Source organism: Myxococcus qinghaiensis (assembly GCF_024198215.1).
Taxonomy (GTDB): Bacteria; Myxococcota; Myxococcia; order Myxococcales; family Myxococcaceae; genus Myxococcus; species Myxococcus qinghaiensis.
This window is the reverse complement of sequence record NZ_JAKCFA010000033.1, coordinates 76,391-89,621: the sequence shown is the minus strand read 5'-3', so window position 1 is coordinate 89,621 and position 13,231 is coordinate 76,391. Positions and strand designations below refer to the sequence as shown.

At 70.5% G+C, this 13,231-nt stretch carries 10 protein-coding genes; 6 read left to right on the top strand and 4 right to left on the bottom strand.

Annotated features, from left to right (window positions below; genetic code table 11):
• Positions 1–94: 94 nt before the first annotated feature.
• Together sinM and sinK are read right to left on the bottom strand one after the other, a co-directional pair.
• The gene (gene sinM, locus LZ199_RS41150; RefSeq protein WP_253999274.1) at positions 95–1,195 is read right to left on the bottom strand and encodes a signal integration modulator SinM; all 1,101 of its coding nucleotides are present in this window, start codon (positions 1,193–1,195) and stop codon (positions 95–97) included.
• Positions 1,192–2,703 (bottom strand): hybrid histidine protein kinase/response regulator SinK, encoded by a 1,512-nt coding sequence (gene sinK, locus LZ199_RS41145; RefSeq protein WP_253999294.1) that lies wholly within the window; start codon positions 2,701–2,703, stop codon positions 1,192–1,194. Before sinK ends, sinM begins: the two co-directional genes overlap by 4 nt.
• Before the next feature lie 149 nt (positions 2,704–2,852).
• Here sinK and LZ199_RS41140 point away from each other — a divergent pair, with 149 nt between their 5' ends.
• A complete protein-coding gene (locus LZ199_RS41140; protein ID WP_253999273.1) occupies positions 2,853–3,245 on the top strand; it encodes a demethoxyubiquinone hydroxylase family protein in 393 nt (130 codons plus the stop codon).
• Positions 3,246–3,253: 8 nt separating this feature from the next.
• On the opposite strand, the gene LZ199_RS41135 is transcribed toward LZ199_RS41140, so the two are convergent.
• A complete protein-coding gene (locus LZ199_RS41135) occupies positions 3,254–4,633 on the bottom strand; it encodes a GGDEF domain-containing response regulator (RefSeq protein WP_253999293.1) in 1,380 nt (459 codons plus the stop codon).
• Positions 4,634–4,683: 50 nt separating this feature from the next.
• Between LZ199_RS41135 and LZ199_RS41130 the strand changes: the two genes are divergently transcribed.
• The 4 genes from LZ199_RS41130 to nadC all read left to right on the top strand — a co-directional run bounded on the left by LZ199_RS41130 (position 4,684) and on the right by nadC (position 11,627).
• Positions 4,684–5,499: a chemotaxis protein CheW gene (locus LZ199_RS41130; protein ID WP_253999272.1), complete on the top strand. Its 816-nt coding sequence runs from the start codon at positions 4,684–4,686 to the stop codon at positions 5,497–5,499.
• A 117-nt stretch (positions 5,500–5,616) separates the two neighbouring features.
• Positions 5,617–6,918 carry a response regulator gene (locus tag LZ199_RS41125; protein ID WP_253999271.1) on the top strand — a complete coding sequence of 434 codons (1,302 nt, stop codon included), beginning with the start codon at positions 5,617–5,619 and terminating at the stop codon, positions 6,916–6,918.
• Positions 6,919–6,987: 69 nt separating this feature from the next.
• Positions 6,988–10,731, top strand: a complete 3,744-nt coding sequence (locus tag LZ199_RS41120) for a valine--tRNA ligase (RefSeq protein WP_253999270.1) — start codon at positions 6,988–6,990, stop codon at positions 10,729–10,731.
• An 11-nt stretch (positions 10,732–10,742) separates the two neighbouring features.
• Complete coding sequence (gene nadC / locus LZ199_RS41115) at positions 10,743–11,627, top strand: carboxylating nicotinate-nucleotide diphosphorylase (RefSeq protein ID WP_176433711.1); 885 nt, start codon at positions 10,743–10,745, stop codon at positions 11,625–11,627.
• 7 nt (positions 11,628–11,634) lie between these two features.
• Here the strand turns inward: nadC and LZ199_RS41110 are convergent, their stop codons facing one another.
• On the bottom strand, positions 11,635–12,336 hold the full coding sequence (locus LZ199_RS41110) for a helix-turn-helix transcriptional regulator (protein WP_253999269.1): 702 nt from the start codon (positions 12,334–12,336) through the stop codon (positions 11,635–11,637).
• Between the two features lie 104 nt (positions 12,337–12,440).
• Here LZ199_RS41110 and LZ199_RS41105 point away from each other — a divergent pair, with 104 nt between their 5' ends.
• A complete protein-coding gene (locus LZ199_RS41105) occupies positions 12,441–13,202 on the top strand; it encodes an alpha/beta fold hydrolase (protein ID WP_253999268.1) in 762 nt (253 codons plus the stop codon).
• The last annotated feature ends 29 nt before the right edge of the window (positions 13,203–13,231 follow it).

Genomic DNA, 13,231 nt, shown 5'->3' with positions numbered 1-13,231 from the left:
ACCTGGTGGGTGAGCTGGCCTCGGCCCCGGATGCCTCTTTCGAGGCGCCGGGGCCGTTGTCTTTCCGGGTGCTGGGAGACGCGGGCAGGGGACTTCAGGGCACCCGGCCGACGGCGCCCCCGGTGCCGCTCTCCTGGGAGGTGAAGAGCAGGGTGTCGCCGTCCACCAGGAGGCCACCCGGGCCGGTGCCCTCGGGGCCCACCGCGTCGGAGGTGCCGGGCGGGCAGCCTCGGGTGCGGCGCAGGAAGGCCGGGGACCTGGCCACGGCGTCCTTGAAGTAGACGGCCCCGTTCAGCTCCACCGGGAACAGGGGGCCTTGCAGGCCGTCCGCGAGCACGCGGGCCTCGCCTCCGGCGCGCGGCAGCTTGAGCAGCCGGCCGGTGCCTCCGCCTCCCTCGGTGATGAGGAAGTGCGTGGGCGTGAGCTCCAGGGAGGTGCCCGTGGTGATGCTCGCGTCCACGCGCTGCGCGGGGGTGTCCAGGTCCAGGGGGACGCGGTAGAGGCCCGGCTCGGTGCCTCCCGTGACGAGGAACCACACGTCGGTGCCGTCGATGCGCGCGCTTCGGACCTGGGTGTCGACGGTGCCCTCGAAGAGCACCAGGGACGAAGGGGAGACTCCTGTCGTGTCGACGCGGACGAGCCGCCGTGCCCCGGTCGCCACGACGAGGACGTCCTTGCCGGACAGTCGCCCCAGGCGGACGTCGGTGCCTCCCGTGATGACACCGTTCAGGGAAGCCTCGATGGGCACCGTGCCGCGCTCACCGGTGGCCTTGTCCACGCGCCACAGCCCGCCCTGGTCCAGCACGTAGATGTTCCTGGCGTCCACCGCGATGGCGTCTGGCGAGCGGAAGCCCTTGGCGAGCGAGCTCACCGTTCCATCCGCGCGAGACAGCCTCAGCACCTGACCATCGCCGTAATCGGCCTGGGGCCGCAGCGAGTGCGACTCGGAGATGTAGATGTCCGTCGCGTCCACGGCGAGGCGACGGGGGTTGTTCAGCCCGGGCACGAGCACGGACTCGCGCACGGACGGAGGTGGCTCGCAGCTCCCCGCGTCCTCCTCTCCGGGCCCCGCGTCAGTCCCCGCGTCCGAGCCCGAGTCCACCGGGCCGCTCGCGTCCGGTTCGCCCTGAACCGGGGGCTTGTCCGAGGAACACGCCACACCCAGCAGCAGGACGGACAGGAGCGCAAGCCTCATGGGACGCCTTTCTTGAACGCGCGGCTCAGCTCACGGCTCAGCGCCGTGGTGTCGGACAGCAGCTTGGGCAGGCACGCCGTGGCGCCCGCGCGCAGCGACTCCAGCGCGGTCTCCATGGTGAGGTGCTCGGCCAGCACCACGAAGGGCGCGCCCTGGGCCAGGGCCTTGCCCAGCTCCAGCGCCTTGCGCCCGTAGGCCGGCGCGAAGTCCCAGCTGACGACGACGCCCGCGGGCGGCTCCAGCGCGATGAGCTCCGAGGTGGGCAGCACCCGGGCCTCCAGGCCAATCAGCTCCAGCGCCTCGGCGATTTGCGCGGCCGTGGTGGGGTTGTCCTCCAGCACGTCCACGCGCGTCACCTGGGCCACCGCGCCGGGCTGCATGGGCGGCGCCGCCAGCGTGGAGCGCAGCAGGTTGCGCACCTCGCGGATGTCGTCGAAGGGCTTGAGCAGGTAGTCCACCACGCCCAGCTCCAGCGCCTGCTGCGTCGTCACCAGCGACGGGTAGCCCGTCATCAGGATGACCCGCGACGTGGCGGACAGTCGGCGCGCCTGCTGCGCCAGCTCCAGCCCGGACAGGCCCGGCAGGTTCTTGTCCGTGACGATGAGGTCCACGGGCGACTCACGCAGCAGGTCCAGGGCCTCCTCGCCGCTGGCCGCCTCGATGACCTCGCACTCCTTGCCCATCAAGTCCCGGAACACCATCCGGATGATGGTCTCGTCGTCCACCACCAGCAGGCGCTTGCGCCGTCCGGGCGCCGTGTCCGAGGCGGGGAAGCGCACGCGGAACACCGTGGCGGGCGGCGGCACGTCTCGCAGCACCTCCAGCGGGGCCAGGTCGATGCGCGCGTGGTGCTCCTGGGCGATGCGCCGACACACGGCGAGCCCCAAGCCCGTGCCGCGTTTGCTGGCGGTGACGTAGGGCTCGAAGATGCGCTCGCGCAGCTCGTCGGGGATGCCAGGCCCCCAGTCCGCCACGTACAGCACGGGCTCCGAGCCCTCGCGCGTGAGCACCACCTTCACCCGGCCGCGCCCCGACATGGCGTCGCGCGCGTTGTTGAGCAGGTTCAGGGTGAGCTGCTCGATGAGGCGCGCGTTGCCCTGCACGGAAATGTCCTCCGGGGCCTCCACCTCCAGGGAGATGCGCGAGGAGTCCGGGTTGACGCTGAAGAGCTTCGCCGCGGCCCAGATGGGGGCCGCCAGGGACAGGCGCTGCTGGGGCGCGTGGCGCTCGCTGGCGAGCCGGATGAAGTCGGAGACAATCTGCTCCATCCGCTCCACCTGGGACATCAGCAGGCGCAGGGGGCCGGTGGGGCCGCCGTCCTCGGCGAGAATCTGGGCGTAGGCCTTCACCCCGAGCAGGGGCTGGCGCAGCTCGTGGAGCACCTCCGCGGCGAGCTGGGTGGCGTGGAGGCCGGAGCGTTGGAGCGCCGCCGCGGCCGTGCGCGCGGCTGGCAGGTCCCCCGCGTCCAGGGCCTGGAGCAGTTGGGCGAGCGGCGCGGGAATCTCCATGTCGGGAAGCATGACGGAGGGGGCCCATCCCACGCAACGCGCCTGGAGGGAATCCGTTGACCGGCCCGCCTGGGACGCGGATGCTCCACGCGTTCTTCCCGCGCCGCCCCATCCCCTGGACGTCGCCTCCCGGCCTCGGAGGGCCTCACATGCCGCAGACCGACCCGTTCCACTCGCTGGTGCCTCGGAAGATGACCGACTCCGAGCTGGCCCGCTCCATCCGGCTCAACATCGAGGCGGAGCTGGACGCCATCAACCTCTACGCCGCCCACATCGACGCCACGGACAACGAGGAGGCCAAGGCCGTCCTCCGCCACGTCATGGACGAGGAGCGAGAGCACGCCGCCCTCTTCTGGCAGCTCATCGCCCGGCTGGACCCCGAGCAGGCCCAGCACGCGCAAGAGGCCGTGGAGAAGTTCAAGCTCATCATCTCCGGCGCCCCGCACGAGTCGGTGGAGGCCGTGGGCAAGGAGGGCGCCCGGAGCGACGCGACGGAGCCGAGCATCATCAAGCGCCTCACCGTCGGGAGCATGCGGCGCTGAGCTCAGGGCTAGGAGCCGGTGCTCCCCTGGCGGCGCTCCGCCGGGGGGGCCTCCAGGTCCTGCGCCGCCATGTAGACGACGTTCCGGGTGCCGCGCTTGCCGCGGTACATGGCCCGGTCCGACAAATCCAGCAGCGTCGCCTTGTCCCGCGCGTGCTCCGGGAAGCTCGCCACGCCGATGCAGGTGGAGAGCTTGAGTGACAGCCCCTCGCGCGCCAGGAACTGGTGGGTCTCCATGGTGCGCCGGATGCGCTCGGCGACCTTGAGCGCGCCGCCCGAGTCGGTGTTGCGCAGCATCACCACGTACTCGTCGCCGCCGTAGCGCGCCACGACGTCGTGGTCTCTCACGCAGCCCTTCACCACGCGCGCCGTCTCCACCAGCAGCTTGGAGCCGACGAGGTGGCCGTGGTTGTCGTTGATGGACTTGAAGTGGTCCAGGTCCAGGAACAGCAGGCTGAAGGGCCGCTGCGTCTGGGGCGCGTCCTGGAACTCCCGGTCCAGCATGAGGTGGAGGTAGCGGGTGTTGAACAGGCGCGTGAGGTCGTCGATGTACGCCAGGTCCTCCACCGCGGCGAACCGACCCAGGTTGCGCAGCGCGAGCGCCCAGTTTCGCACCAGGTAGCTGGCGGCCTCGGAGGCGCTGGCCTCGGTGTCCCGGTCATCCGTGTAGAAGAGCACCGCGTGTCCCAGCACCGCGTCTCCCTCGACGGCGGGGAAGGAGAGGCCGCGCGCGAAGGGGACGTCCGGCACCTCCAACTCGCGAGGGGCGCGTGCCTCCCGCAGCTGCCCTCGCAGCCAGGCGACGAGCGTCTCCTCGGTGCCGGTGGGAAGCCCTCGCGTTCCCTGGGAGCGCAGGCCCAAGGTGGTGTCGCGCTCCAGCAGGACGATGGCGCTGGCGGAGGCCATGGACTCGAGCGCGCTGGTGGTGGCGGTGGCCAGCTTCTCCCGGTCCAGGGTCGTGGCCAGGCGCTGTCCGGCCTCCAACAGCGCCACATGTCGGCGCAGGGAGGCGTTCTCCTGCATCAAGTCCCTCGTGGTGAGCGCGCGGCGCACGGCGTGCTGGAGCGCCTCGGGCGCCACCGGCTTGACCAGGTACTCCGCGGCGCCGCTCTTGATGGCGCGCACGGCGGGGTCCACCTTGTCGAGGCCGGTGATGACCACGACCTCCACGCCCGGGTGGTATTCCCGCACGTACCGGAGGACCTCCATGCCGTCGCCACCGGGGAGGATGAGGTCCGTCACCACCGCGTCGAAGCGGTCCGCGGCGAGCGCCTGCCGGGCCTCGTGGAGCGTGGCCACCGCCGTGACGGTGTGCCCCACGGCCGTGAGGTAGTCGCCGTAGAGGGTGCGGGCGATCTTTTCGTCGTCGACGAGGAGGATGCGCGCCATCTCCCGCATGGCTTAGCACCATCCATCGGAACGCTGCTAGGGTCGCTCCCGTGTCGCCCTTCGAAAGCGGTCGCCGACTCTGCTTGCTCGTCGAAGCCGGGGAGACCCGTTATGCCGTGGAAGCCACTTCCGTCATGGAAGTGGCGATGCCGGGCACCCATGGAAGCAACCTGCGGGGCGTGCTCGAGGTGAAGGACCTGGCGGCGCTGCTCGGCGGCGCGCCGGAGCCGGACGTGGGCATGGTGGTGGTGCTCGACGTGAGCCCGACGCTCGCGGTGCGGGTCCGCTCGGTGGTGGAGGTCGCGGATGTCGCGCGCGCCCCGTTCTTCCTGTTGCCACCGGGCCTGGCGGACTCGCTGGCCCCGCTGAGCCGGGGCGCGGTGCTGCACAAGGACAAGCTCTACCTGGAGCTCATCGCGGAGGCGCTGCCGCACCGGGTGGGCCCTCGGGCCGCGCCTGCTCCCCCGCGCCCCGTGCACTGGGCCGAGTCCGTGCCTGAACGGGCGCTCGTCTTCGAGTCACAGGGGCGCTTGTTCGGCGTCCCCCTGGCCTTCGTGTCCCAGGTGGTGGAGCGGGGCGAGGCCTTCAGCGTCCTGCCCGTGCAGAGCGGGCCGGTGGCCGGTATCTTTCCCCATGCCCAGGTCCTATGGCCCATCTGTTCGGTTCCAGCGCTGCTGGGGGCCCAACCCGCGCCGGAGCCATTCTTCCTGCTGGCGGAGCTGGCCGGACGTAACGTAGGGCTGACGGCCACGCGGGTGCTTGGAGTCCTGCAGCGCTTCGAGCCGGACGACACCGCGGGCACCTTCCGTGTCCCTGGATTGCCGGAGCCAGTGCTGTTCCTTGACCTGCAGCGCATGTTTTCTTGATCGCCCCGGAGCGCGAACCGTAAGCTGCCGGGCTTGATACCGTGCCGTGAAGCAGGTTTTCTCGGTCGGATTTCTCAACGAATTCAGGGGGGTCGACGCCCCCGAGGCCCGATACCGATGCCCAAGAATCTGCTGGTCGCCGATGACTCGCTCACCATCCGCAAGGTGATCGGCATGATCTTCGCGACCGAGGACTTTCAGGTGACCGTGGTCGACAACGGGATGGATGCCATCGCGCGCGCGCGCGAATCGCGTCCGGACGTCGTCCTCGTCGACGTGGTGATGCCGGGCAAGAGTGGCTACGAAGTCTGCGAGGCGCTGAAGAACGACCCCGCCACCCAGGCCATCCCGGTGATGCTGCTGGCGGGCACCTTCGAGGCCTTCGACGAGAACCGCGCCCGTGCCGCCCGCGCGGACGACCACATCACCAAGCCCTTCGAGAGCCAGATCCTGCTCGACAAGGTGAAGGCGCTGGTCGGTCAGAAGTCCAACACCCTGCCGGCCTCCATCGCCACGCAGGTGATTCGTTCTTCCCCCACGCCCGTCGCTCCAGTGGCGCCGCAGCCCGCGCCCGTCGCGGCGCCCGTGGGTGCCCGTCCTGGCATGCCGCCGGGGCCGGGTGCGCGTCCTCCCGGTCCGGGCATGCCTCCGGGTCCTGGCATGGCGCCGCGTCCTCCGGGACCGGGCATGCCTCCGGGCCCTGGCATGGCGCCGCGTCCTCCGGGTCCTGGCATGCCGCCGGGGCCCGCGGGCGCGCGTCCTCCGGGTCCTGGCATGCCGCCGGGGCCGGGTGCGCGTCCTCCGGGTCCGGGCATGCCTCCGGGTCCTGGCATGGCGCCGCGTCCTCCGGGTCCTGGCATGCCGCCGGGCGCCGTCGCGCGTCCGGGTGTACCGCCTCCGCCGGGAGCTTCCGCGCCGGGCATGCCGCCGCGTCAGGGCATGCCTCCGGGCCCAGGTGCTCCGGGCATGGTGGCCCGTCCGGGTGTCCCTCCGGGGCCGGGGATGCCGCTGCCGCGTCCGCCGGGTGCCACGCCGCTTCCTCCCATCCAGGGTGGCGCGCCTCAGCCGGCGGCCCGCGCGAGGGATCCGTTCGGGCTGGGGGCTCCGGCCGCGCAGCCCGCGCCGGTGGCCGCGCAGCCCGCCATCAGCATCGAGGACTCGCTGCCTGACACGAGCGGCGCCGAGGAGATCTCGCTCGACATCGGTGGTCCCGTGGCGCCTCCCGCGCCCGCGCAGAGGGGCGCTCCGGTCGCCCGTCCCGCCGCGGATGGGGGCGAGGCCCTGCTGCGCGAGGCGCTGTCCAAGGCGTCCCGCGAGGTCATCGAGAAGATTGCCTGGGAGGTCGTACCGCAGCTCGCGGAGACGATCATCCGCGAGGAGCTCGAGCGGCTGATCAAGGACCGAGAGACGCAGCACTGAGGCGAACTTCCTCGCCCCAAACCTCCTGACCTTCCCGCCGGCCCTCCTCAGGGGGGCTGGCCGTCTTCAATGACCGACACGACCGAACTCTCCAAGGCCTACGAGCCCACCGAGGTCGAGGCTCGCCTCTATGCCTTCTGGCTCGAGCGCGACTACTTCCGCGCCGCGGCGACCTCCGACAAGCCCGCCTTCTCCATCGTCCTGCCGCCGCCCAACGTCACGGGCAGCCTGCACATCGGTCACGCGCTGACCGCGACCATCCAGGACATCCTCACGCGCTGGAAGCGGATGAGCGGCTTCAACGCGCTCTGGCTCCCCGGCACGGACCACGCCGGCATCGCCACGCAGATGGTGGTGGAGAAGGAGCTGAAGAAGACCGAGGGCAAGAGCCGCCACGACCTGGGTCGCGAGGCGTTCCTCAAGCGCGTCTGGGAGTGGAAGGGCAAGTACGGCGCCCGCATCGGCGAGCAGCACCGCTTCCTGGGCGCGTCGCTCGACTGGAGCCGCGAGCGCTTCACCATGGACGACCAGTCGTCCGCCGCGGTCCGCGAGGTCTTCGTCCGGTTGTACGAAGAGGGCCTGATGTACCGGGCCCAGAAGCTCATCAACTGGTGTCCCTCGTGCCGCACGGCGCTGAGCGACCTGGAGGTCGAGCACGAGGAGAAGAACGGCTCCATCTGGCACATCCGCTATCCCATCAAGGACAGCGACCGCACGCTCACCGTGGCCACGACGCGCCCGGAGACGATGCTGGGCGACACGGCGGTGGCCATCCACCCCGAGGACGAGCGCTACCTGGGCCTGGCCGGCCAGCTCGTCGTGCTGCCGCTGACGGGGCGCGAGATTCCCATCGTCGCGGACGCGGAGCTGGTGGACCCGAAGTTCGGCACCGGCGTGGTGAAGGTGACGCCCGCGCACGACTTCAACGACTACCAGACGGGCCTGCGTCACAAGCTGCCGATGGTGTCCATCCTGGACGAAGCGGCGCGGATGACGAAGGACACCGGCAAGTACGCCGGCATGGACCGCTTCGAGGCGCGCAAGGCGGTGCTGGCGGACCTGCAGGAGCAGGGGCTGCTCGAGAAGGAAGAGCCGCACAAGCTGTCCATCGGCACGTGTCAGCGCTGCACCACGGTGGTGGAGCCGCGCCTGTCGCCGCAGTGGTTCGTGAAGATCGAGCCGCTGGCGCGTCCCGCGATTGAGGCGGTGGAGCAGGGCCGCACGAAGTTCGTCCCCGAGACGTGGACGAACACGTACTTCCACTGGATGCGCAACATCCACGACTGGTGCGTCAGCCGCCAGCTGTGGTGGGGCCACCAGATTCCCGCGTACTACTGCACGTCGTGCAGCCCCCGGCAGGGTGACGACACGGACCTGCCGCTGGATGCCCCGACGGTGAAGGTGGGCGGCGTGGACTTCGCTCGCGCGGAGCCCATCGTCGCGCGCACGACTCCGGAGTCCTGCCCCAAGTGCGGCGGCAAGAGCTTCATCCAGGACCCGGACGTGCTGGACACCTGGTTCTCGTCCGCGCTCTGGCCGTTCTCCACGCTGGGCTGGCCCCGCGACACCGCGGAGCTGAAGACCTTCTACCCGACGTCCGTCATGGAGACGGGCCACGACATCATCTTCTTCTGGGTCGCCCGGATGATGATGATGGGCCTGCACTTCATGGGCGACGTGCCCTTCCGCACCGTCTACCTGCACGCGATGGTGCGCGACGAGAAGGGCGAGAAGATGGCCAAGACCAAGGGGAACGTCATCGACCCCTTGGACATCATCCTCGGCGCCAAGCCCGAGCAGCTCAACGCGACGCTGAAGAACAAGTTCCCGCAGGGCATGCCCGCGTTCGGCGCGGATGCGCTGCGCTTCACGCTCGCCTCGCTCACCCAGCAGGGCCGCGACATCAAGCTGTCGATGGACCGGCTCGCCGGCTACAAGGCGTTCTGCAACAAGCTGTGGAACGCCAGCCGCTTCGCCCTGATGAACATGGGCGAGTACCAGTACGACGGGCGCTCGCCGAAGGAGCTGCCGCTCACGCTGGCGGACCGCTGGATTCTCTCGCGGCTGCAGCGCGCGACGACGGAGGCCAGCGCGTCGCTGGAGGTCTACGGCTTCGCGGAGGCCGCCTCCACGCTGTACCAGTTCCTCTGGGCGGAGCTCTGTGACTGGTACATCGAGCTGGCCAAGGGCTCGCTCTACGGCGAGGACGCGGCGGCGAAGGACACCACGCGCGCGGTGCTCGTCTACGCGTTGGACCGAGTGCTGCGGCTGATGCACCCGTTCATGCCCTTCATCACCGAGGAGATCTGGCAGAAGCTGCCGATGACCCGGCCGACGGAGAGCATCATGATTGCCCCGTACCCGACGCCGGACACGGCGCTGGTGGACGAGGCGGCCGAGTCCGAGATGGCGCCGGTCATCGCGGCCATCGAAGGGCTGCGCACCATCCGGGGCGAGAGCAACCTGTCTCCGGCCACCAAGCTGAAGGCGGTGGTGCAGAGCCCGGACGCTCGCACGCGCGAGCTGCTGGAGCGCTGGCGCGGCTACCTGCTGCCCCTGGCGGGCCTGTCCGACGTGCAGGTGGGTCCCCCGGGTCCGAAGCCTCCCCAGGCGGCGGCCTTCATGGCGACCAATCTGGAAATCTACGTGCCGCTGGCGGGGCTCGTCGACCTGGACGCGGAGCGGGACAGGCTGCGCAAGGAGATGGCCCGCTCGGAGCAGGAGGCGGCCAGCATCCTGCGCAAGCTGGAGAACCCCAACTTCGTGGCCAAGGCGCCGCCCGACGTGGTGGAGAAGGACCGCGCTCGCGTGTTGGAGTTGAAGGAACGCAAGGCCAAGCTCGAAGATCACCTGCAGCGGATCGCCCCGGAGCCGTCCATGCCTGAGAACCTGCCGACCGAAAACAGCACGCCCACCGAGGAGAGCGAGAGTGCCTCCCCCTCCGAGCCAGCCCAGGTGAAGGTCGCCCCGTCGAAGGAAGACAAGGGCGGCGTGGACCTGGGCCGGGAGCTGAAGGGTGAGATGGGGGACGAGGGCCGCGTGCCCGAGGAGGACCCCCAGGTGCAGGACGCGCTGGCGAAGCTGCGTGAGGGGACGAAGGAAGGACTGTCCCCCACGGACCACCACGACCTGGGCGTCGCGTATATGAGCATGGGCCTCGTGGACGACGCGATGCGCGAGTTCGGCAAGGCCAAGGAGGGCGGCGACGCCCGCGAGGCTCCGGCCGACGGCGCCGCGTCCAAGCCCGCGCGCACGGGTGGCAAGAAGGCGAAGACGCAGGCCGCCGCCCCCGACGCCAGTGAGGCTCCCGAGATGCCGGCGGCTCCGAAGGCGCCCAAGGCCCCGAAGGCTTCCACCGAGAAGCCGACCGTGGCGACGGCTGCCCCGGTGAAGGCTCCCGCGAAGCCGGCGGCGAAGAAGGCTCCCGCCGCCAAGTCCGCGAGCACCCAGGCTCCGGCGAAGAAGGGCGCTGCCCCGAATGCAGCGGCTGGCAAGGCTTCCGCGAAGAAGGGCGCTCCCGCGAAGGCGGCGGGTGCTAAGTCTTCCGTGAAGAAGGGCGCCGCCGTGAAGAAGGCCGCTGCGGCGAAGAAGGCGGCGGGCGGCAAGGCGTCGGCGAAGAAGGGCGCGGCGAAGAAGGCCGCTGGCAAGGCTTCGGCGAAGAAGAGCGCGGCGAAGAAGGCTCCCGTGAAGAAGGCGGCGGCCAAGAAGGCGGGCGGAAGAGCTCCCGCGAAGAAGAAGGCCTCCGCGAAGAAGGCGGCGGCCAAGAAGGTCACCCGGGCGAAGCCCTCGGCACGGGCGAAGGCCCGGCGGTAGCAGGAGGAGACGTGCAGCAGGATTACCTCGATCGGCTCATCGACCTCGCCCTCGACGAAGACCTGGGGGCGGCGGGAGACGTCACCTCACAGGCCCTCATTCCGCCTGACGCGGAGGGCAGTGCGGAGCTGGTCGCCAAGGAGCAGCTGGTGCTCGCGGGGCTCGAGGCCTTCACGCGCGTCTTCCACAAGGTCGACCCGGACGTCGAGGTGGAGTTGCTCCGCCAGGACAGCCAGGAGATCAAGCCCAAGGTCGTGGCCGCCCGGTGTCATGGGCGGCTGCGCTCCCTGCTCGCCGCCGAGCGCACCGCGCTCAACCTGGTCCAACGCGCCGCCGGCATCGCCACCCTGGCTCAGCAGGCGATGACGTCGGTGCGGGGCTCGAAGATGCAGGTGCTGGACACGCGCAAGACGCCGCCCGGCATGCGCGTGCTGGCCAAGGATGCCGTCCGCATGGGCGGCGCCACCAACCACCGCTTCGGTCTCTTTGATGGCGTCCTCATCAAGGACAACCACATCGCGGCGGTGGGCGGCTCCATCTCGGAGGCGCTCCGGCTCGCCAAGGCGAACGGGCCTCGCCTCTGCAAAATCGAGATTGAGGTCACCAACCTCAAGCAGCTCGCCGAAGCGCTCGAACACGGCGCTGACGTGGTGATGCTCGACAACATGGACGACGCGCAGATTCGCGAGGCCGTGAAGCTGGCGGGTGGTCGCGTTCCGCTCGAGGTGTCCGGTGGCGTCACCCTGGACCGCCTGCCGCGCCTGGCGAAGATGGGCGTGGACTTCGTCTCCATGGGCGCGCTGACGCACTCGGCGCGGGCCATGGACCTGTCGCTGGAAATCGTCGCGGCGAAGAAGCCGCGTCGTCCGCGCGCTGCGGCCCCTTCTCAGGGCTGAGCCTCGCTCACTCCGGGCCCTTGCTCCGTTGAGCGAGGGCCTGGGCCTTGAGCCCCTCCATGTCGGGGATGAAGCGGCGCTCGGGCACCAGCCGGGGCCGGTGGACGCGGTCCATCCGGAACATGCGCGCCGCGGACTTCTCCACGTCGCGCGCCAGCACGTACCAGACAGGTGACTCGACGAGCAGCCCGTGCGGCTCCACGCAGCGGCGGCTCTTCTTCCCGTGCCGGTCCTCGTAGTCGAAGGCGAGGCACACCTGCTCGCGGAAGGCCTGCTCGAAGATGGCGAGCAGCTCCTCTGGCGGCGCTCCCAGCTCCGAGAGCACGCGGGCCGTCGCGGGGCGCCCCACCACCACGCGCTGGCAGAGTTCGCGCATGCTGCGTGAGCGCTCCCTCGGCACGCTGGCGAAGAGCTTGTCGAGCCCCGAGCGGGCCGCGCTCCCCCAGGGCAACGCGCTTCCCGTCGAGGACAGGCTCGCCGCCAGCCACAGCGCGACGACCTCCTCGACGGCGAGGTGGACGGCGGTGACACCCCTGTCGCGCTCCAGGCGCACGCCGCCTCCCGGGCCGGTGTCGCTGGCGATGGGCAGGCCCTGCTCCCTCAGGGTGGCCAGGTCCCGGTGGACGGTGCGCGGGCTCACCCCCAGCTCGGCGGAAATCTCCGCGACGGTGGTGGCCTCCCGGCCCCGGAGAAAGTCGACCAGACGCATGACTCGGCTGACGCGTGCCATTTGCTGACAGATTCTGACAGGGATGGGCCGTACTCAAGGATTCATGGCGCGGCTGGACGCGCCCCTGAATCGAGGAGGTCGTCATGAAGGGCCCTGCGGGAGCGCTGTACGTGGATGATGGTGGCGTGGGTGGGCTTCCGGTGGTGTTCGTCCACTCCAGCGCCGGGAGCACGAAGCACTGGGCGGCGCAGCTCTCACACCTGCGCCAGACGCGTCGGGCGCTCGCGCTGGACTTGCGAGGACACGGCCAGTCGCAGGTCCCCACCGAGGGCGCGATTTCCGTCGAGGACTTCGCGGCGGACGTCGCGGCGGTGGTGGATGGCTTGAAGCTGGAGCGGTTCGTGCTCGTGGGCCACAGCCTGGGCGGCGCGGTCTGCGCGGCCTACGCGGCGGCCCATCCGTCGCGCGTGGCGGGGTTGCTGCTGCTCGACCCGGCTTCCGACGGACGAATGATTCCAGAGGAGCAGGCGCAGGGGCTGATGGGAGCGCTGGGCTCCGAGGCGTGGCTTCAGGTCGTCGAGGAGTACTGGGCGCCGATGCTCGCGCCCTCGCGGCCCGAGGTCCGGGAGCAGGTGCTCGGAGGCTTGAAGGCCACCGCTCAGGTGGCGGTCCGGTCGGGACTGGGCTCGCTCCTGACGTTCGACCCGGTCTCCGCGCTGCGTCGCTACCCGGGTCCAAAGCTGTCCGTGGTGACGGCCTTCAACGAGGGCTCGGATGCGTACCAGGTCCTGGTGCCCGAGCTGCCGTTCAAGAAGGTGGAGCCCGTCACCGGACACTGGGTGCAGCTCGATGCGCCAGAGTGGGTGAACGGCGTGCTCGACGCTTTCCTCGCACCGCTGCGCTGAGGGGCTCGGGTTCGCGGCGGGGACCTGGA